The organism is Aeromonas simiae (assembly GCF_014892695.1).
Taxonomy (GTDB): Bacteria; Pseudomonadota; Gammaproteobacteria; order Enterobacterales; family Aeromonadaceae; genus Aeromonas; species Aeromonas simiae.
Map to the genome: position 1 here is coordinate 44,085 of NZ_CP040449.1, position 18,006 is coordinate 62,090.

The following is an 18,006-nucleotide window of genomic DNA, read 5'->3' on the forward strand; positions in this document are numbered from 1 at the left end:
CGGCTTGCGCCGCCCGTCCGGTTAGTTCTTTTGCCGGCTGACCCGCAACACATCGGGCATGACGCGGATCTTGCGCATGATGTTGGCAAGGTGGATGCGGCTCTTGGTGGTGATGAGCAGGCTGACCTGATAGACCCGGCCGTCTTTTTCCTCGGTGCTGATGCCGTGGATATTGGCGCCGGTGGCGGCGATGACGTTGGCCAGCTCGGCCAGCGCCCCCTGATGGTTGACGATCTCGATGATGACGCCGGTCTTGAACTCCTGCTCCTGCTCCTTGTCCACTTCCCACTGAACCGGCAGGTACTTGTCCGGCTCCTTGTTGTAGCCCTTGATGTTGCGGCAGGACTCTTGGTGGATCACCAGCCCCTTGCCGGGACTGACGTGGGCAATGATGGCGTCGCCCGGGATCGGGCGGCAGCAGTTGGCGAAGGTAACCAGCAGGCCGTCGGCCCCCTTGATCGGCATCTTCTTGTTGCTGCTCTTGGCGGGCTCTTCGGCCGGCAGGCTGTCGCCCAGCATGCGGCGTGCCACCATGACGCTCATGGCATTGCCAAGGCCAATGTCGGCCAGCAGCCCTTGCAGGCTCTCATGCTTGGTATCGGTCAGCACCTGCTTGATGCGCGGCTCGGGGATGTCCTCGATATTCTTGGCGCCGAGGGCATGGTTGAGCAGGCGCCGTCCCAGCACCACCGACTCCTCGGTGCGCAGGTTCTTGAGGAACTGGCGGATCTTGGAGCGGGCCTTGGTGGTCACCACGAAGTTGAGCCAGGCCGCGTTGGGGCGGGCACCGGGGGCGGTGATGATCTCCACCGTCTGACCCGAGTGCAGCGGGCTGCTGAGCGGGTAGGGATGGCGGTCGACCCGGGCGCCGACACAGGCATGACCGATGTCGGTGTGCACCGTGTAGGCAAAATCGACCGGAGTGGCACCGGCAGGCAGCTCCATGATGCGCCCTTCCGGGGTGAAGACGTAGATCTCGTCCGGGAACAGGTCGGTCTTGACCCCTTCGATGAACTCAAACGAGCTGCCGGCGCTCTGCTGTAGCTCGAGCAGGCTCTGCATCCAGCGCTGGGCGCGGATCTGGGCCGTGGTGCCCGAGCTGTCGCCATCCTGCTTGTAGGCCCAGTGGGCGGCGACCCCCTTGTCGGCCATCTGATCCATGAACTCGGTGCGGATCTGCACCTCGACCGGCACCCCGTGTGGCCCCACCAATGAGGTGTGCAGCGACTGGTAACCGTTGGTCTTGGGGATGGCGATGTAATCCTTGAAGCGGCCGGGGCGCGGCTTGTAGAGGCTGTGCATCTGGCCGAGCACCCGGTAACAGGTGTCTATGTCCTTCACCTTGACGCGAAAGGCATAGATATCCATTACCTCATGAAACTGCAGCTCTTTTTTCTCCATCTTGTTGTAGATGGAGAAGAGGTTCTTCTCGCGGCCGCTGACCTGGGAGTCGATGCTCGCCTCGTGCAGGCGGCCCTCGATCTCGCTTTGGATCGACTCGATGATCTCGCGCCGGTTGCCGCGGGCACGGCGCACCGATTCGCGCAGCACCCGGGAGCGCATCGGATAGAGCGCCTCGAAACCGAGCTCTTCGAGCTCATTTTTCATGGTATGGATGCCGAGGCGGTTGGCGATGGGGGCGAAAATTTCGAGCGTCTCGCGGGCGATGCGGCGGCGTTTGTCTGGGCGCAAGGAGCCCAGGGTGCGCATATTGTGGGTGCGATCGGCGAGTTTGATCAGGATGACCCGGATATCCTGGGTCATGGCCATCACCATCTTACGGAAGTTTTCGGCCTGCGCCTCTTTGCGATCGCGGAATTTGAGCTTATCGAGCTTGGAGACGCCGGAGACCAGCTCGGCCACGGGATCGCCAAACTGGGTGGCGAGATCCTCTTTGGTGACCGGGGTGTCTTCGATGACGTCGTGCAGCACCGCGGCCATCAGGGTCTCGTGATCGAGGCGCATGTCGGCCAGGATCCGGGCCACCGCCACCGGGTGGGTGATGTAGGGCTCGCCACTGGAACGCATCTGTCCCTGGTGCGCATCACGCGCAACCACATAGGCCTGCCTGAGTTTCTCGACCTGCTCCTGAGGCAGATAGGAACTGGCTACTTCTTTGAGACTTTCAAACAGATACAAGTCGGCCCCGCTAGCTGTCGCAATGTCCGTGAAATGAGAAGGAGAATGGGGTGAGTGTGCGAGGTTTTTGATCGCTTGTAAATGGGCAAGGGCCCGTAGACGGGCCCTTGCCGGGAGGGGAAACTTAGCCGCGACCCTCAGCGATGGCGGCAACAGCAGCCAATTCGGCGGCTTCCTGCTCCTGCTGTTCGTAGCGATCCTGAGCGTCCATGACTTGGTTGTTCACCAGGCCCTGTTCGATCTCACGCAGGGCAATCACGGTCGGCTTGTCGTTCTCTTCGTCAACCAGGGGCTCTTTGCCTTGAACCGCGATCTGACGGGCGCGGCGCGCGGCGACCAGCACCAGGTCAAAACGGTTACCCACCTGTTTTACAGCATCTTCTACAGTAACGCGTGCCATGCAGGACTCCAGTGTTTAAAAATGACGCAAAATAGTACTTGGTTTTAGCTTATTCCGCCAGTAGCTGTTGCAGCAAGTCCTGCTGCGCCAGTTGCTGGTTGGCCAGCGTCAGACGCTGGCTCTCGAGGATGGCGCGCAGCTGGAACAGGGCGTGCTCGAAATCCTCGTTGATGATGACATAGTCATACTCGTCGTAGTGCACCATTTCGGCGGTGGCCTTGGCCATCCGGCCCGCAATGACTTCGGCGCTGTCCTGGCCGCGGCCAATCAGACGGCGCTCCAGCTCGGAGCGGCTTGGCGGCAGGATGAAGATGGACTTGGTCGCCATCTGCTCGCGGATTTGGCGGGCGCCCTGCCAATCGATGTCGAGAAACACATCGATGCCCTTGGCCAGGCTGGCCTCGATGGCGGCGCGGGAGGTGCCGTAGTAGTTGCCGAACACCTCAGCCCACTCCAGAAAATCGCCGTTACCGATCAAGGTCTTAAACTGCTCAACCGGCACAAAGTGGTAATGCTGGCCGTCAACTTCGCCCGGACGCGGGGCTCGGGTGGTGTGGGAGACCGACACCATCATCTTGCCTGCCGCGTTGTGCTGGGTCAGCAGGGCATTGATCAGGCTGGACTTACCCGCCCCACTGGGGGAGGAGATGATATAGAGGGTGCCTTGCTGCGCCATGGGCTCACCTTGCTCCTGAATGCACTCGAACTGGTTGTAGCAAACCCGGCCGTACTCTGCCCGCTGGGCGACGGCTCATTGCCTGAGGGCAAACCGGGGATGCAAAAGGGGGCGTGATCTTAGCAGAAGGGGCGGGATAAAAAAATGGCTGGAATCTCTCCAGCCGCTAAAAGAGTGTGCTTGCTGCGCGAAGTATCATCACGCACCCGCTATGGTGCCCGCTCTCGCGCCACCACGGCCATCAGGTTATCTCTGAAACCTCGTTCGGTTTGGCCGAAACGGCGATGCCATGGTGAGCGCACAGACGGTCAAATGCCTCAATCACCCGCGTGGGCTCAATGCGCTGCATCGCCAAGGGATCTTTCACCCGGGTACGCCAGCCCAGTTCGGCTAGCGGCTTGCCGGTCTCTGCCTCAACACACGTCTGATAGACGCTGACGACCCCTTCCGGGCAGTGGTAGGGGCCGGTGCGCGCCGGATTGTGGTGGGCATAGAGACCGAGTACCGGCGTGCCTGTGATGGTGGCCATGTGGGCCGGGCCGGTGTCGGGGGCCAGCACCAGGCTGGCCTCGCCGATCAGTGCCAGCAGCTGCGGCAATCGGGTTTGGCCGACCAGGTTGCCTGGCTGTGTGTGGCAATGAGCTTGGATGTCTCGGGCCAGATCGCGCTCCAGTTGGGCCGGCCCGCCACACAAAAAGACCTGAAAGCCCCGCTTGGCCGCGTGATCGGCAACGGCGGCATACCCCTCGGCAGTCCAGTTCTTGAAGGCCTTGCTGGCGGCGGCGCAGATGAGCAGGGTCGGTCTGCCTTGCAGCGTCTCACGGGCCCAGGCGCGATCCTGCGGGTCGATCGGCAGGTGCCAGTCCGGTGTGAGATCTCGCACTCCCAGCTCGCCAGCGAAGGCGAGGAAGCCATCCAGCACATGGGGAGATGCGGGCGAGGGAACTTGGTGATTGGTAAACAGCCACTGGCCGTCGTTGGCTCGCTCACGGTCGAAGCCGAGTTTCACGTCCGCCCGGATGCCGAGGGTGGCGATGCTGGCGCGTAGCGCCGCTTGCAGGTGCAGCAAGGCATCGAAGCGGCGCCCGGCTAGCTGTTGCCATAGCTGGCGATAGCCGCGCCAGCCCTGCCCCTTGTCAAAGGGAATGATCTCGACGCCAGGCAAACCGGCAAACAGGGTGGCCTCCAGCTTACCCACAATCCAGGTGATACGGGTATCCGGCCACTCACGGCGGATGGCATTGATCAGCGCCAGGGCGTGACAGCAGTCACCGATAGCGGAGAGGCGCAGGATGCACAGGGAGCGGGGGGGAGTCTGGAACAGCGGCATGATGTGACGCAATCAGGGGAAATGAGATGCTGGGCATTATGCAAACTCCCCCGCGGATTGTAAAATTGCGCGGATTCTTCTGACGGAACAACGCGATGCACGTCATCAACCACAACAAGCAGGTCTGCTGGTATGCCGAGCAGGCCTTTGCCGACCCTCATCCCCGCCTGTTCGACCCCCATTGGTGGCAAGAGCAGAAGGCGGTCGTCGGCTCCTCCCTCGGCCGCGGAGTGACCTGGTTCGTCAAGCTCGATGGGCGGCATATGGTGCTGCGCCACTACTATCGGGGTGGCATGGTGGGCAAGCTGGTGCGTGATCGCTTCTGGTTCGAGGGGGTGGAGGGCAGCCGAGCCATGGCTGAATTTGCCCTGCTTGAGCAGCTGTGCGCGCGGGATCTGCCAGTGCCCAGACCTTACGCTGCGCGCATGAGCAAGAGCGGCCCCTTCTACCGGGCCGATATCCTGCTGGAGCGGATCCGTGGCGCCAAGGATCTGGTCGATCTGCTGAAGAAGGGGCCGGTGCCTGATGCCACCTGGCAGCGCATCGGTCAGGTGATCCGCCGTTTCCACGATGCCGGTGTCTATCACGCCGATCTCAACAGTCACAACATCCTCATCGATCGCGATGACAAGGTGTGGCTGATTGACTTCGACAAGGGAGCGATCCGCAGCCCTGGTCCCTGGCAGCAGGCCAATCTGGAGCGGCTGCTGCGCTCTTTCAACAAGGAGTCGGTGCTGCACACCAGCTTCCACTGGGTGCCGGGCAATTGGCAGAGTCTGATGGCCGGTTATCGGGGGGAGTGAGTCCCGTTGCTGGCCGTGGCGGGCAGTGATAAAACTGGTAGCAGTTCGTCCCTTCTGAGTGTCGAGGTCGGTTATGGAACCACTCCGTTCTCCTGTGATGACCATTACATCGCGCCTTGATGAGGCCCGGGCACGACAGGCGCTGGCGTTATTGCAGGCCGGCGTCTGGTGCTGGAGCCCTGAGGCGGGGCTGGAGCGGGATCCCGCCTGTCTTGCCCTGCTCGGTCTGGAGCAGATGGATGACGATCTCGACTGGCACGGCCGGGTTCATCCGGACGATGGCCAGACGCTGCAAACCGCCCTGCAAGCCTGTCTGAGCGGTGAGCGCATGACCTTGCACCTTGAGTACCGCATTTTGCACCATGACGGTCACTATGTGCGGGTCGAGGAGCGAGCCCAGCGTGAAGGCAACGGCAGGGTGTTTGGTGTGGTGCGCCTGTGCGAGCCGTTCCACTCCCATCTCGACCCCGATCTTGCCACCGACCCGCTGACCGGGCTCGATAGCCGAGTGCGTTTCGAGCGTCGCCTTGCCGAGCAGTTACAGCGTGGTTCCGCCTTTCCCTTTTGCCTGCTGCGCTTCACCGTCGATCATAAATCCAAGATCCTGCAACTGTTCGGCGAGGCCGACTGCGACGCCATGCTGGCCAAGCTGGCCCGCCTGGTGCGCCGCGAGCTGCGCAAAGATGACCCCTTCGCCCGCTGGGATGAGGACTCTTTCATCCTGATGCTCTCCGAGACCGATCGGCTGGCTGGGCTGGAGATTGCCGAGCGGCTGCGTATGGAGATCGCCGATGCCAGCTTGCTGCCGGGGCGACCGGTGACGGTGAGTTGTGGTTTGGTGCAGCGCCAGGAGGGGGAGCAGCTCGATCACCTGCTGGCGCGTCTGGCCAGTTGCCACGGTCAGGCGCGGCGCGCCTTTAATACGGTGCTCGGTTAGCGGGCCGGCAGACGCGAAGGGAGAGCGCCATCACCGCGCCGCCGAGCAGCAGGCGGGTCAGGTCGGTCTCCTTGTTCCACAGGAGCAGGTTGACGACCAAGCCGGCCGGGATCAGCGCGTTGTTCATGATCGCCAGCACGCCGCTGCTGACCCGGGTCGCCCCCTTGTTCCACATGAAGTAGCCCAGCCCCGACGCCCCGACTCCGAGCCACAGCAGTATGCCCCACTGTAGCCCTGTACTCGGGTAGCGCGGTTCGCCGAGCAGCCACCAGGCGGGCAACGCCACCATAAGTGCACCGAGATAGAACCAGCCGAACACCTGATGCTGTGCCGGCGCCGCCGCCTCTCGCTCCATCATCACCTTGTATCCCACCTGGCCGAGGGCGAAGCAGAGGTTGGCCCCCTGCACCACCAGAAAGCCCAGCAGATAGCTCTCGGTCAGGCCGTCGAAGCGGATCACCGCCGCCCCGGCCACGGCCAGCAGCGCTCCCCATAGAAAGCGCGGGTTGAAACGGCGCTCCATCAGGTCATAGAGGGCGGTGACGTAGAGCGGGGTGAAGATGGTGAAAATGAGCACTTCCGGCACGCTGAGCAGCAGGAAGGAGTGGTAGTAAAAGAGGTACATCAGCCCGAGCTGGGTGCCCCCCAGCGCCATCAGCCTAAGGATGAAGCCGGGGCGTAGGCCGCGCCAGGTCAGAAAGGGCAGAAATACTAGGCTGGCCAGCACGATGCGGGTCAGCACCGAGAAGTAGGCATCCACCTGACCGGCCAGATAGACGCCGATCAGGCTGAAGGAGAAGGCCCAAAGCAGGGTCACGGCGACGAGATAGTTCATGAGGATGAGAAGTGTTCAGTTGTAAAGGACGGGCGCCATGATGACCGATAGTGAGACCGCGATCCACTCCCTGTGGCATCTGCTGTCACAGATCACCGCGTTTACTTTCCAGGCTGGCAACGGGGAGGGGTCGCGCACCGACTGGAACGGCCGCGCCACAGGGCAGGTGGTGGTCACTCCCTGGGAGGGGGGGCTGAGCTTTGCCGAAAGCGGTCAGTACACCACCCCTCACGGCCAGCGGCTGGCCATGAGCAATCGCTACGGCTGGCAGCGTGGGGAGCAGGGTATCCGGCTGTGCCACCTTAGGTTTGGCTCTCCGGTGCCTTTGTTCGAGCTGGTGCCGGTCACGGCCCACCGCTGGCAGAGTCGCGAGCCCCATCTGTGCGGCGCCGATCACTACCGGGCCGAGCTGGTACTCACTGGGCAGGGGTTTGATGTGGAATGGGTCATCACGGGGCCGCGTAAGAATGAGCGCATCGCCTATTGCTACCGGATCTAGGGAACAAAAAAGCCGGTGACGGGCACCGGCGAGGGGACAAGCGGAGGTTCAATCCCAAAAGAACAGTGGAGGCTTGGCCTCCAAGCACACATGGATGCGGTTCAGGCCACTTGGCTCAGGGCGTAGTGCATGATTGCTTTCAGCTTGGCGTCCAACAGCCAAGGGAGCAGGGTCATGGCCAGGGCGGCCAGTGCCAGCAGGCGTTGCCGATGCTGGTGGGCGGCGATCAACAGCAGGCCGCCACACAGCGTGGTTATGAGACCTGACATGACGCCTCCAGTCGGGCGCGGCGCTGCTGGGCCCACTGGTTCATGGCGACCGAGCCGAGGATCAGCGCCAGCGCGACGCCGGTGGTCTGCTGCACCTGCTCGCCGAGAAACAGGGCGCCGAGCAGTACCCCGAACAGGGGCACCAGGTAGTTGCTGAACGAGGCAAAGGTGGGGCCGGCCTTCTGGATCAGGGCCATGTAGAGGAAGTAGACCAGGCCGGTGCAGAAGACCCCGAGCAGGGCCACGGCGCCGATGGCCCGGTGGCTGGGCAGGTGCAGGTGGCCAAGATCGGCCATGAAGGGGGTGGCGATGAGCAGTTGCACGGCCGAGCAGCATAGGATGTTGCGGGCCACCACCACGGGGTGATCCTTGGCGAAGCGCTTGATCATCAGCAGGCCGACGGCGAAGCAGCTGGCGCCAAACAGGATGGCGAGCGCCCCAAGCAGGCCGGCGTTCATCCCTTGGGCGAGCTTGGGCCAAAACAGCACCACCACCCCGACGAAGCCGAGCAGCACCGAGGCGAGCCCGCTCTTGGTGATCCGTTCACCACTGATCAACAGCGGCGCCATCAGAATGGTGACAAACGGGATACACCCCATCACCACGGCGGCGATGGCGCTGTCCACGTATTGCTGGCCCCACGCCACCATGATGAAGGGGAGGGTGGCGTCGAGCAGGGCGATCAGCATGTAGGTGCGCCACGGCGTGTGCTCGCTTTTCAGTCTGAGCAGCAGGCACAGCAGCGCTAGGGTCAGGGTGCCGCACAGGGCGCGCCCGGCGGCAACCAGGATAGGGGGCAGCTCGGCCACCGCCTGATGCATGAAGATGAACTGGGATCCCCACAACAGGCCGATCGCCAGCAGGAGCAGATAACTGCGCATGATTGGTCTCCAATGAATATCGGGCCGATTCTAGGGAATCTGGTAGTATGTCAAAAATGAATTGTTAGCATTTATCTATGGCTTATTTCGATGGATACCGCCCTCGCCCGCCTCGATCTGAACCTGCTCGCTGTCTTTGACATCCTGATGCAGGAGCGCAACGTCACTCGCGCCGCCGAGCGGCTGCACCTCTCCCAGTCCACCGTCAGCCACTCCCTGGGACGGCTGCGCCAAGCCCTGGGGGATCCCCTGTTTGTGATGACCCGCCGTGAGATGGTGCCGACCGAGCGCGCCAAGGCGCTGGCCGGCCCGGTACGCAGCGCGCTGGCATTGCTCGAGCAGGGGCTGCGCCAGGCGGAGGCGTTTGATCCTGCCAGCGCCCAGCGGGTGTTTCGCATCGCCGCTCCCGGCTCGGTGGAGCACGGCCTGCTGCCCGGGGTGGTGGAGCGCTTGTGGCAACGCGCCCCCCACTGTCGGCTCGAGGTGTGCGAGCTGGCCGACAGCGACTACGAGCGCGAGCTGGAGAAGGGGGATCTGGATCTGGTGATCGGGTTTGCCGGCGCCAACCACCTCTCGCCGCGGTTGTGGCGGGAGGAGTGGTTCTGCAACCCGCTGGTCTGTCTGTCGCCCCTTGGCAGCGATCTGCCCGAACGGGTGACCCCGTCCGAGCTGGTGGCGCGCCCTCACATCCACACCTCCAGTTGGGGCCACAGCCAGGCCATGGTGGATCACTGGCTGGCCGAGCAGGGGGTAAAGCGGGAGCTAGGGGTGCGGGTGCCAAGCTTTATGGCGGTGCCGCAACTGATGGCCACTGGCCGTTACCTAGTGGTGGTGCCCGAGCTGATCGGTCGCCATTTTTGCCGCTACTACCCGCTGCGCATGCATGCACTGGCCCCGGAGATCCCCATCGTCTACCTGATGGCCGGCCATCAGCTGACCAACCACGACGGCGCCATCCGCTGGTTCAAGGCGCTGCTGCACGAGCTGGCCCGCGAGCGTTTCGGCCCCACCCCGTGTACCTGCCACGGCCCGGCGCCTCACCCGAAATAGTCGAGCCCCATCGCCCGCTTCACATCGCCGAGCACGCTGCCGGTCAGCTCGCGGGCCTGTTCGCTGCCACGGCGCAGCAGTGCCAGCAGCTCTCCCCGCTCAGCTAGGGCCGCCTGGCGCCGCGCCCGCATCGGCGCCAGCAGTGTTTGCAAGCAGTCGTTGAGGATCTGCTTGCAGCGGGTGTCGCCGAGGCCGCCCCGTTGATAGTGGGCCTTGAGCTCCGCGACCAAGGCGTGGTCGGGATGGAAGGCATCGAGGTAGGTAAAGACGGTATTGCCCTCGACCCGCCCCGGATCGCTCACCCTCAGGTGGTGGGGGTCGGTGTACATAGCGAACACCGCCTGGCGCAGGGCATCGGCCTCCATTCCGAGGGTGATGGTATTGCCGAGGGATTTGGACATCTTGGCCTGCCCGTCGATGCCGGGTAACCGCCCCTGGGCGCCGAGTATGGGCTGGCATTCGGTCAGCACCGGCTGCCCGACCAAGCTGTTGAAGCGACGCACGATTTCGTTGGTCTGCTCCAGCATCGGTAGTTGGTCTTCCCCCACCGGTACGTGGCTGGCACGAAACGCCGTGATGTCGGCGGCCTGGCTCACCGGGTAGGTCAGAAAGCCGGCGGGCAGGCTGCGCGCAAACCCTTTTTGCTGGATCTCCGCCTTCACCGTCGGGTTGCGCTCAAGGCGCGCCACGCTCACCAGGTTGAGGTAGTAGGCGGTCAGCTCGGGCAGGGCCGGCAGGGCGCTTTGCAGGCAGAAGGTGGTGAGGCTGGGGTCCAGCCCGGCGGCCAGATAATCGGCCATCACCTCGAGTACGTTGCCGGCCACTTTTTCCGGCTGGTGGCCGTTGTCGGTCAGGGCCTGCTGATCGGCGATCATCACGAACTGGCGATAGTGGTGCTGGGCCTCGACCCGCTGGCGCAGTGAGCCGACATAGTGACCGATGTGCAGTGGGCCGGTGGGACGGTCGCCGGTGAGGATGGTGGCTTGTTGCATCTCGTTGCTCCTTGGAGTTACCGGGGCCGGGAGACGAGGTCAGACGTGAGGTGGCTCGCCGCTCGGCGGCCACGGGGTTTTCTGCTGAAAAATAGAAATAGAAAAGGGGTGCCGCCTGATTAGAAGCAGCACCACCAAGCCGTGATGGGGAAAATAGTCGTGTTCATGGATGATGACACTACGCCTGTGTGCTGGGGCTGGCAAGCCCCTATTTCGGCAGCGGCACCACCAGCAGATCGCACGGCACCGTGTTCATCAACTGACGCGCGCTCGAGGTGAGCAGACTCCAGAAGGTCTGGCGATGGCCGCATACCAGCAGATCGACTTGGTACTCGCGCACCGCCTGATTGACCCGCTCGCAGAGGTCGCCACAGATCACCAGCTTCTTCTCGATGGGGAAGTCGATGGGGGCGAGGAAGGCTTCCAGCTTCTCCTTGGCCTCGGCGATCACCTGATCCTGTACGTTGTCGATGTCGATATCGATCATCTCGGTGTAGAGATCCTTGAGATCGACGTCCACATAGATAACCGACAGCTTAGCGCCGTTGGAGCGGGCGCGATCCACCGCTTTCTCGATCACCTTGCGGTTGTCTTCGGCAAGATCGACCGCCGCCAGTACGTGTTTGTAATAGGTTCCGCTCATGGGGCCCTCCTTGCTGTTCAAGCAGTCTCTTCTGAAACTTGACCTTATTGTGCCCCTGTTGCCGTGCCATGACCATGACCAGACCTTGACTCACGACAAGATGGCGAAACATTATCCATTTCTTTGAGGGGGATCACGCTACCCTCTTGTCCCCTCCACAGGGGAGGCATACCATGCAGCCGTGCTCCGCAATGGGCATCAAACAATAAAAGCATCTGAATACCGCTTTGGGGAGCATTCTGCTCCCTTTTGTTTTCCTGTGACAGGTCAATAGCGCTGCCGGCTCAATCGGCTATGCTCTACGCCCTCTTTTTTTCGCAGGACTCTCTCATGATCATCCAACCCCAGATCCAGGGCTGCGTGGCCCGCAATTGTCACCCCATCGGCTGCCGCGCCGCCGTCCAGCAACAGATTGCAGCGGTGCGCGCCGCCGGCGCGTTCAATGCGCCGTGCCGGGTGCTGGTGATCGGTGCCTCGTCTGGCTTTGGTCTGGCCTCCCGTATTGCCCTCACCTTCGGTGCTGGTGCGGACACCATCGGCATCTCCCTCGAGCGTGGCCCCAGTGAGAAGGGGGTGGGCAGTGCCGGCTGGTACAACAACATCTGGTTTCGTGAGGCGGCCGAACAAGAGGGGCGCCTTGGCCTGAATCTCATCGGTGATGCTTTCTCCGACACCATGCGCCAGCAGGCCATCGCCGCCATTCGCGAGCATCTCGGTCAGGTGGATCTGGTGGTCTATTCCCTGGCCAGCGGTCTGCGCATCCTTGCCGATGGCACTCAGGTGCGCTCTACGCTCAAAACCACTGGCGAACCCTTCACCGGTCTTGGCTACGACATCGAGCACGACGCCCTGGTGGAGCAGAGCCTGGCTCCGGCCAGCGAGCAGGAGATCCGTGACACGGTGAGTGTGATGGGAGGGGATGACTGGCAACTTTGGATGCAGGCTCTGGCCGAGGCGGATTGTCTGGCCCGTGGCGCCCAGACGGTGGCCTACTCCTACATCGGCCCTGAGTCCACCTACCCCCTCTATCGTGACGGCACCATTGGCTATGCCAAGGAGCACCTGCACGCCACGGCCGAAGCCATCAACCTGCAACTGGCCGGGATCGGCGGTCATGCCTGGGTGTCGGTGTGCAAGGCGCTGGTAACCAAGGCGAGCGCCTTCATCCCGGTGCTGCCCGTCTATCTGGCGGTGCTGATGCAGGTGATGAAGGTGGAGGGGAGCCACGAGGGGTGCATCGAGCAGATGCGGCGCCTGTTTGCCGAGAAGATGTTCGGGGCACAGGGGGTGGTGGCCGACGGTCAGCGCCTGATCCGGATGGATGACCGAGAACTGGCGCCTGCGGTGCAGGCGGCGGTCGATACGCTGTGGCGCCAGGTGACCCCGGAAAATTTCCATACCCTCGGGGACTTTGCCGGTCTGCGCGCCGACTTCTTCGCGCTCAACGGGTTTGGGCTTGAGGGGGTGGATTATGGGGCCGCAGTGGAGGTGGCCGAGTTGGCGGCGCTGCGCCCATAAGATAGCAAGACTGCGAGCCGTATCTGGCACGAGCAACCCCAGTCGCTCGCTCAGCAGATAGCGCCGCCCCTTTGGTCAGTGGCGGCGCTATCGGAAACGGCTCACCGTCTGACCCCTACCGCTGGGCTCTCCCTTGATTCCCTGCTGAGGGGAGGAGACAATCGACGACATTCCACTAGCGGAGAGACCGAGATGCTGGCCAAACCCATGATCGACAAACTGAACGAGCAGATTAACCTGGAGTTTTACTCCTCCAACCTCTATCTGCAGATGAGCGCCTGGTGCGAAGACAAGGGGTTCGAGGGGGCAGCCTCCTTCCTGCGTCAGCATGCGGTGGAAGAGCGCCAGCACATGGAGCGCCTGTTCACTTATGTGAGCGAGACCGGTGCCATGCCCAAGCTGGGAGCCATCGAGGCGCCGCCCCATGAATTCGACTCCCTCGGCGCCGTCTTTCGCGCCACGCTCGAGCACGAGTATCACATCACCAAGTGCATCAATGGTCTGGCGCATGTGGCCTTCTCCACTCAGGACTACTCCACCTTCAACTTTTTGCAGTGGTATGTCGCCGAGCAGCATGAAGAGGAGAAGCTGTTCAAGAGCATCGTCGATCGCCTGAACCTGGTGGGCGAGGATGGCAAGGGGCTCTACTTCATCGACAAAGAGCTGGCCGAGCTGGCCAAGGGCGCAGCGCCGACCAGCATCATGGACAGTGGCAACGCCTGAGACGTGGACAGACTTTGTCCAGCCAGTACAATGACGGCCCCCTTGCGGGCCGTTTTTCTTTTGATGGGTGAGTGATGATGAAGCAGGTGGATGTGGTGGTGATTGGGGCGGGTGCCTCGGGGCTGATGTGTGCCGCGCAGGCGGGTTATCGCGGCCGGCAGGTGCTGGTGCTCGATAACGCCAAGAAGCCGGGGCGCAAGATCCTCATCAGTGGCGGCGGGCGCTGTAACTTCACCAATGTGCAGGCTGGCCACCAGGCCTATCTCTGCGCTAATCCCCACTTCAGCAAGTCAGCCCTGGCGCGTTTTACCGCTCAGGACTTCATCGATCTCGCCGAGCGCCATGGGGTTAACTATCACGAAAAGGCGCTGGGCCAGCTCTTTTGCGATGAGAGCGCCAAAGAGATCGTCGATCTGTTGCTCACCGAGTGTGACTGGGCTGGCGTGACCTTGCAGACCCACACCGAGATCCTGGCCGTGCATAAGGAAGAGGAGGGGTTTCGCCTCGAGACCAGCCAGGGAGAGGTGCGCTGTGCCTCGCTGGTGGTGGCCACCGGCGGCCTCTCCATGCCCAAACTGGGGGCCACCCCGTTTGGTTACCGGCTGGCGGAGCAGTTCGGCCTCTCCGTACTGCCGACCCGCGCCGGTCTGGTGCCCTTCACCCTGCATCAGGCCGACAAGGAGGCGTTCGCCGATCTGGCCGGCGTCAGCCTGGATGTTGAGGTAAGTGCCGAGGACGGCACCCGGTTTCGCGAGGCCATGCTGATTACCCACCGCGGTCTCTCCGGCCCGGCCATGCTGCAGATCTCCTCCTTCTGGCTGCCCGGTCAGGCGCTTCGCATCAATGTGCTGCCGGGGCGCGACATTCCCGCCACCTTGCAGGAGTGGGTCAAGGCCTATCCGGCCCAGGAGCTCAAGACCGTGCTGGGGCGCGAGCTGCCCAAGCGTTTCGTCGAGAAGCTGATGGAGTTGGGGTTGCTGGTGAACCAGCCGCTGCGTCAGTACAACGCCCCCGAGCTGGCCGCCGTGGCCGAGCTGCTGGGCCGCTGGACGGTGCGCCCCAATGGAACCGAAGGTTACCGCACCGCCGAGGTGACGCTGGGAGGCGTCGACACCGACGAGCTCTCCTCCAAGACCATGGAGTCACGCAAGGTTCCTGGGCTCTATTTCGTCGGCGAGGTGGTGGACGTGACCGGCTGGCTCGGTGGCTACAACTTCCAGTGGGCGTGGGCATCGGGCTGGGTAGCAGGGCAGTTCTGCTGAGTGAGGCTTGTGCATGCCAGACGGAGGTTTAGTATAGAGACCTCATCACAGGTCAATTGGGCCCTTACCATCGGGGCTTGTCCAAGGAGGGCGCATGTTCGAGAGCTTGGGAGTCATCAACGTCTGGACCTATCTGGTCGGCCTCTTTTTCATCATCATAGCGCCGGGCCCCAACTCGATTTATGTGCTGCGCACCGGCGCCTCCCGTGGGGTCGGGCCCGGTTATCGGGCCGCGCTCGGGGTCTTCGTTGGCGATGCCCTGCTCATCTTCTGTGCCTATCTCGGGGTGGCGTCACTCATCCGCACTACGCCGCTGCTGTTTACGCTGGTTCGCTATCTCGGCGCCCTCTACCTGCTCTATCTTGGCGTGAGGATCTTGCACGCTAACTTCGTGGCGCGTCAGGAGGGGGCCGCGCCGCTCGTCGATCCGGGTGAGCGCTACTTCTCCAAGGCGTTGACCCTGAGCCTCACCAACCCCAAGGCGATCCTCTTCTACGTCTCCTTCTTCGTGCAGTTCATCGACTTCAACTATGCCCACCCCTGGATCTCCTATCTGGTGCTGGCGGGCATGCTCGAGACCATGAGCTTTATCTATCTCAGTCTGCTGATCTTCGGGGGGACCCTAGTGGCCCGTTTCTTCCGTCAAAAGCAGTGGCTTGCCCGCATCGGCAACGGCCTCATCGGTCTCTTTTTTATGGGATTTGCGGCCCGCCTGGCCGCCCGCTCCTGAGGGCTATGGGGTCTCGGGCCAGCACACCTTGCCCACTGGGATGAAGCGGGATTGATAGACGATCACTTGCTGATTGCCCGGTTTACCGATTTTGGGATTGTGATAGGTGGCGCCGGGTAGCAGATATTTGCTGTCGGCCTGGCTGTCGGGTTGTTCACAGCCCTGTTTGACCATGAATTCAAAGTAGGTGTTGCCTGTGTTGGTGATGCTCTCTTCTGCCGGGTTTAGCTGGTACTCAAAACGGATCTGGCGCGGGCGAACCACCAGAACCGATTGCAGTTCGATCTTCATCTCCAGCACTCCCTTGCGTTGCTCCCCGGCCTGATCGGCCACTTGGGCGGCGGGGGACTCGGTGAAGGTCACCCGGTAATAGCGCTCTTGGTGATCCTCTTCGCCTTTGTAGTAGAGCTTGATGTTTTGAGCCTGCCGCCCATGCAGCACGAAGCGCTTGGGGGCATAGAGCAGCTCGCCCGGGATCAGCGCCAGAGGGTGGCCACTGGCCGTGGGATTGCTGATTTTCTCTGCCTTTACCTCGTAGAGTTTGGGGGTCGTGCTGTTGTTGGTGATGGTGCGGGCCAGGAAGCGCTGGTCGGGCTCCAGTGCGACCGTCATGGGGCCGATATCGATGGCGCCAACCGGCAGCGTCAGCCATCCTATCCAGCCGATGAATACGCCTTTGTACATCCTCGCCTCCTTGTTAACGCCAGGTTCCCTTGACGGTGATGGTGCCACTTTGTTGCACCACCCCCTCCCATGGCCAGCCATTGCTGGTGCGCTGCACCGCAGGGTCGGTGAGGTCAAACTCAAGCGCCAGGCTATAGAAACGGGTGATCCCCTTGTCACCGTTCGGATCGGTCCACGCCAAAGGGGGCTGACTGTCTCGTATCCCCAGAGCGCGAATATCGACGGGGGTGTTGTCGCAGCGAATGGCGTGTTGGTAGCCCGTGCCATGGAGCGTTGAATCGAAGGTCAGGCGAATCGGGATGGGGACGCCCTTGTCGGACTTGAATTGGCCGGGGGGATAGAAGGTGCAGCGCCCCTGATCGGGGGTGCCGGTATCCTGAGCCACGGCGATCTCCAGCAGGTCGGCACTGGCAGGGCCACTGTCGGAGATGTTGTAGGGAAAGCTCAGGACATCCTGGCCCACCTTTCCTTCCTGGTAGGGGGAGGTGACCCCATCGGACGAGAGGATAGAGACGCTGAACTGGCGAGGTTTGATCTTGATCTCTGTGGTGCCGCTGAACTCGTAATAGCCGCTCTCGGGCGCAAGACCGCTTTTCATGTTGAAGTTAATAAGGTCGCGGGTCAGGCGTGCCTGCAATCCCAGCTTCACCACCTGTTTGAAGAAGTTGCTCGATAAAAACAGGTAGACCGAACTTTGCCCCCTTAAGTATCTCACATCGTAACTGTTGCCCTTGCTGACCCAGTAGCTGAGGTCGGCGCTCATCTGGATATCCGCGCTGCCGATGGCGGAGTTCAGGGCGGCCTCTTTGACGTTGGTGTAGAGATAGGGATTGCTGAAGGTCTGGCTGCCATCTTCCGTGAAGTTGTAATCCAGAAAGCGGCACAGGATCCCATCGCGTGTACTCAACCGATAGTTCTGGCACCCCTGGGAGCCGGGGAGTACGTAGGGGTTGCCGTTGCTGTCGACGATCACCTCGCTGATCGCGTTGGTCTGGATGAAGCGCAGGTGCCCGGCTTTCTTGTGCTGCATCTGGCGTACATACCAGTCTCCGCTTTTCTGATCGGCGCAGCGCGCCCCCGTGGTGGCGTCGTATTGATCCCTGGTTCGGCACAGGTTCATCTCCCGATGGAGGATGGCCCCCACCGGCATGTTGCGCAGGTAGTCGAAAAAGCCGGGGCTGATCTTGGCATGTCCCCAGCCGTTGGCGGCACCGAGCAGGCCATAGAAGCCCTTGCTATCCACCACGGCAGGCTTGTTGATGGCCTCTGCGGTATTACTGTCACAGCGGGTATAGGTCATGATGCAGCGCTGATTGATGTAGGGGTGGCGAATCGGCCCCTCTTCCCACATGTCGATGTTCCAGTTGTCGACGGCCCGGTTTTCGCCGTTGTCCACGTAGGCCAGGCTCACCTGTCCCTTGCCCTTGAGGGAGGTCCAGACGTTGGCCCCCGTCAGGCGGGGATCTAGGGAGTCGGTGGGGGAGACGAACAGGTTGTTGTCCTCCTGGTTTTCGATAAACAGGAAGTTGCGCAGTGGGGCGTTGGACAGTTGCCGCTTCGTGACGGCGGCGGTGGCTTCAGCACTCCAGACGAGCAGGAGCAGGATCAGCAGCGCAGAGGTGTTGTGGTTCATCA

Annotated in this window: 19 protein-coding genes; 8 read left to right on the forward strand and 11 right to left on the reverse strand. The window is 62.3% G+C overall.

Annotation, left to right across the window (positions count from 1 at the left end; all coding sequences use genetic code 11):
• Positions 1 to 21: 21 nt before the first annotated feature.
• The 4 genes from spoT to FE240_RS00230 all read right to left on the reverse strand — a co-directional run bounded on the left by spoT (position 22) and on the right by FE240_RS00230 (position 4,557).
• On the reverse strand, positions 22 to 2,139 hold the full coding sequence (gene spoT / locus FE240_RS00215) for a bifunctional GTP diphosphokinase/guanosine-3',5'-bis pyrophosphate 3'-pyrophosphohydrolase (protein ID WP_193002907.1): 2,118 nt from the start codon (positions 2,137 to 2,139) through the stop codon (positions 22 to 24).
• Positions 2,140 to 2,263: 124 nt separating this feature from the next.
• On the reverse strand, positions 2,264 to 2,539 hold the full coding sequence (gene rpoZ, locus FE240_RS00220; protein WP_005356265.1) for a DNA-directed RNA polymerase subunit omega: 276 nt from the start codon (positions 2,537 to 2,539) through the stop codon (positions 2,264 to 2,266).
• A gap of 49 nt (positions 2,540 to 2,588) precedes the next feature.
• Complete coding sequence (gmk, locus tag FE240_RS00225; protein ID WP_193002908.1) at positions 2,589 to 3,215, reverse strand: guanylate kinase; 627 nt, start codon at positions 3,213 to 3,215, stop codon at positions 2,589 to 2,591.
• 241 nt (positions 3,216 to 3,456) lie between these two features.
• The gene (locus FE240_RS00230) at positions 3,457 to 4,557 is read right to left on the reverse strand and encodes a glycosyltransferase family 9 protein (RefSeq protein ID WP_193002909.1); all 1,101 of its coding nucleotides are present in this window, start codon (positions 4,555 to 4,557) and stop codon (positions 3,457 to 3,459) included.
• A gap of 83 nt (positions 4,558 to 4,640) precedes the next feature.
• On the opposite strand from FE240_RS00230, the gene FE240_RS00235 reads away from it, so the two are divergent.
• Both FE240_RS00235 and FE240_RS00240 read left to right on the forward strand, forming a co-directional pair.
• Positions 4,641 to 5,348: a 3-deoxy-D-manno-octulosonic acid kinase gene (locus FE240_RS00235; RefSeq protein WP_193002910.1), complete on the forward strand. Its 708-nt coding sequence runs from the start codon at positions 4,641 to 4,643 to the stop codon at positions 5,346 to 5,348.
• Between the two features lie 73 nt (positions 5,349 to 5,421).
• A complete protein-coding gene (locus FE240_RS00240; RefSeq protein WP_193002911.1) occupies positions 5,422 to 6,285 on the forward strand; it encodes a sensor domain-containing diguanylate cyclase in 864 nt (287 codons plus the stop codon).
• Here FE240_RS00240 and FE240_RS00245 read toward each other — a convergent pair.
• Positions 6,266 to 7,120, reverse strand: coding sequence for a carboxylate/amino acid/amine transporter (locus FE240_RS00245; protein ID WP_193002912.1), 855 nt, complete (start codon positions 7,118 to 7,120; stop codon positions 6,266 to 6,268). The two genes, FE240_RS00240 and FE240_RS00245, sit on opposite strands and share 20 nt — an antisense overlap.
• 40 nt (positions 7,121 to 7,160) lie before the next feature.
• On the opposite strand from FE240_RS00245, the gene FE240_RS00250 reads away from it, so the two are divergent.
• Positions 7,161 to 7,619: a DUF6314 family protein gene (locus tag FE240_RS00250; protein WP_193004370.1), complete on the forward strand. Its 459-nt coding sequence runs from the start codon at positions 7,161 to 7,163 to the stop codon at positions 7,617 to 7,619.
• A gap of 101 nt (positions 7,620 to 7,720) precedes the next feature.
• Here the strand turns inward: FE240_RS00250 and FE240_RS00255 are convergent, their stop codons facing one another.
• Together FE240_RS00255 and FE240_RS00260 are read right to left on the reverse strand one after the other, a co-directional pair.
• On the reverse strand, positions 7,721 to 7,888 hold the full coding sequence (locus FE240_RS00255) for a hypothetical protein (RefSeq protein WP_193002913.1): 168 nt from the start codon (positions 7,886 to 7,888) through the stop codon (positions 7,721 to 7,723).
• Positions 7,873 to 8,769, reverse strand: coding sequence for a DMT family transporter (locus FE240_RS00260; protein ID WP_193002914.1), 897 nt, complete (start codon positions 8,767 to 8,769; stop codon positions 7,873 to 7,875). Before FE240_RS00260 ends, FE240_RS00255 begins: the two co-directional genes overlap by 16 nt.
• Positions 8,770 to 8,859: 90 nt before the next feature.
• On the opposite strand from FE240_RS00260, the gene FE240_RS00265 reads away from it, so the two are divergent.
• On the forward strand, positions 8,860 to 9,819 hold the full coding sequence (locus FE240_RS00265; RefSeq protein WP_193002915.1) for a LysR family transcriptional regulator: 960 nt from the start codon (positions 8,860 to 8,862) through the stop codon (positions 9,817 to 9,819).
• Here the strand turns inward: FE240_RS00265 and trpS are convergent.
• Complete coding sequence (gene trpS, locus FE240_RS00270) at positions 9,807 to 10,811, reverse strand: tryptophan--tRNA ligase (protein WP_193002916.1); 1,005 nt, start codon at positions 10,809 to 10,811, stop codon at positions 9,807 to 9,809. The genes FE240_RS00265 and trpS overlap by 13 nt on opposite strands.
• A gap of 208 nt (positions 10,812 to 11,019) precedes the next feature.
• The gene (locus FE240_RS00275; protein WP_193002917.1) at positions 11,020 to 11,454 is read right to left on the reverse strand and encodes a universal stress protein; all 435 of its coding nucleotides are present in this window, start codon (positions 11,452 to 11,454) and stop codon (positions 11,020 to 11,022) included.
• 330 nt (positions 11,455 to 11,784) lie between these two features.
• Between FE240_RS00275 and fabV the strand changes: the two genes are divergently transcribed.
• From fabV to leuE, 4 genes are all read left to right on the forward strand, one after another.
• On the forward strand, positions 11,785 to 12,972 hold the full coding sequence (gene fabV, locus FE240_RS00280) for an enoyl-ACP reductase FabV (RefSeq protein WP_193002918.1): 1,188 nt from the start codon (positions 11,785 to 11,787) through the stop codon (positions 12,970 to 12,972).
• 192 nt (positions 12,973 to 13,164) lie between these two features.
• On the forward strand, positions 13,165 to 13,695 hold the full coding sequence (ftnA, locus tag FE240_RS00285; RefSeq protein ID WP_042047241.1) for a non-heme ferritin: 531 nt from the start codon (positions 13,165 to 13,167) through the stop codon (positions 13,693 to 13,695).
• Between the two features lie 77 nt (positions 13,696 to 13,772).
• On the forward strand, positions 13,773 to 14,957 hold the full coding sequence (locus FE240_RS00290; protein ID WP_193004372.1) for a BaiN/RdsA family NAD(P)/FAD-dependent oxidoreductase: 1,185 nt from the start codon (positions 13,773 to 13,775) through the stop codon (positions 14,955 to 14,957).
• A 94-nt stretch (positions 14,958 to 15,051) separates the two neighbouring features.
• Entirely contained in the window at positions 15,052 to 15,687 is a 636-nt protein-coding gene (leuE, locus tag FE240_RS00295) for a leucine efflux protein LeuE (protein ID WP_193002919.1), read from the forward strand.
• 3 nt (positions 15,688 to 15,690) lie between these two features.
• Here leuE and FE240_RS00300 read toward each other — a convergent pair whose 3' ends face one another.
• Positions 15,691 to 16,371, reverse strand: a complete 681-nt coding sequence (locus FE240_RS00300) for a fimbria/pilus periplasmic chaperone (RefSeq protein WP_193002920.1) — start codon at positions 16,369 to 16,371, stop codon at positions 15,691 to 15,693.
• A 13-nt stretch (positions 16,372 to 16,384) separates the two neighbouring features.
• The gene (locus FE240_RS00305; protein WP_193002921.1) at positions 16,385 to 18,004 is read right to left on the reverse strand and encodes a hypothetical protein; all 1,620 of its coding nucleotides are present in this window, start codon (positions 18,002 to 18,004) and stop codon (positions 16,385 to 16,387) included.
• Positions 18,005 to 18,006: the final 2 nt, after the last annotated feature.

Bases quoted from the DNA above. Each gene is read 5' to 3' on its own strand.
- rpoZ (WP_005356265.1), bottom strand. From the start codon at position 2,539: ATGGCACGCGTTACTGTAGAAGATGCTGTAAAACAGGTGGGTAACCGT.
- gmk (WP_193002908.1), bottom strand. From the start codon at position 3,215: ATGGCGCAGCAAGGCACCCTCTATATCATCTCCTCCCCCAGTGGGGCG.
- FE240_RS00235 (WP_193002910.1), top strand. From the start codon at position 4,641: ATGCACGTCATCAACCACAACAAGCAGGTCTGCTGGTATGCCGAGCAG.
- FE240_RS00240 (WP_193002911.1), top strand. From the start codon at position 5,422: ATGGAACCACTCCGTTCTCCTGTGATGACCATTACATCGCGCCTTGAT.
- FE240_RS00245 (WP_193002912.1), bottom strand. From the start codon at position 7,120: ATGAACTATCTCGTCGCCGTGACCCTGCTTTGGGCCTTCTCCTTCAGC.
- FE240_RS00250 (WP_193004370.1), top strand. From the start codon at position 7,161: ATGACCGATAGTGAGACCGCGATCCACTCCCTGTGGCATCTGCTGTCA.
- FE240_RS00255 (WP_193002913.1), bottom strand. From the start codon at position 7,888: ATGTCAGGTCTCATAACCACGCTGTGTGGCGGCCTGCTGTTGATCGCC.
- FE240_RS00260 (WP_193002914.1), bottom strand. From the start codon at position 8,769: ATGCGCAGTTATCTGCTCCTGCTGGCGATCGGCCTGTTGTGGGGATCC.
- FE240_RS00265 (WP_193002915.1), top strand. From the start codon at position 8,860: ATGGATACCGCCCTCGCCCGCCTCGATCTGAACCTGCTCGCTGTCTTT.
- trpS (WP_193002916.1), bottom strand. From the start codon at position 10,811: ATGCAACAAGCCACCATCCTCACCGGCGACCGTCCCACCGGCCCACTG.
- FE240_RS00275 (WP_193002917.1), bottom strand. From the start codon at position 11,454: ATGAGCGGAACCTATTACAAACACGTACTGGCGGCGGTCGATCTTGCC.
- fabV (WP_193002918.1), top strand. From the start codon at position 11,785: ATGATCATCCAACCCCAGATCCAGGGCTGCGTGGCCCGCAATTGTCAC.
- ftnA (WP_042047241.1), top strand. From the start codon at position 13,165: ATGCTGGCCAAACCCATGATCGACAAACTGAACGAGCAGATTAACCTG.
- FE240_RS00290 (WP_193004372.1), top strand. From the start codon at position 13,773: ATGAAGCAGGTGGATGTGGTGGTGATTGGGGCGGGTGCCTCGGGGCTG.
- leuE (WP_193002919.1), top strand. From the start codon at position 15,052: ATGTTCGAGAGCTTGGGAGTCATCAACGTCTGGACCTATCTGGTCGGC.
- FE240_RS00300 (WP_193002920.1), bottom strand. From the start codon at position 16,371: ATGTACAAAGGCGTATTCATCGGCTGGATAGGATGGCTGACGCTGCCG.
- FE240_RS00305 (WP_193002921.1), bottom strand. From the start codon at position 18,004: ATGAACCACAACACCTCTGCGCTGCTGATCCTGCTCCTGCTCGTCTGG.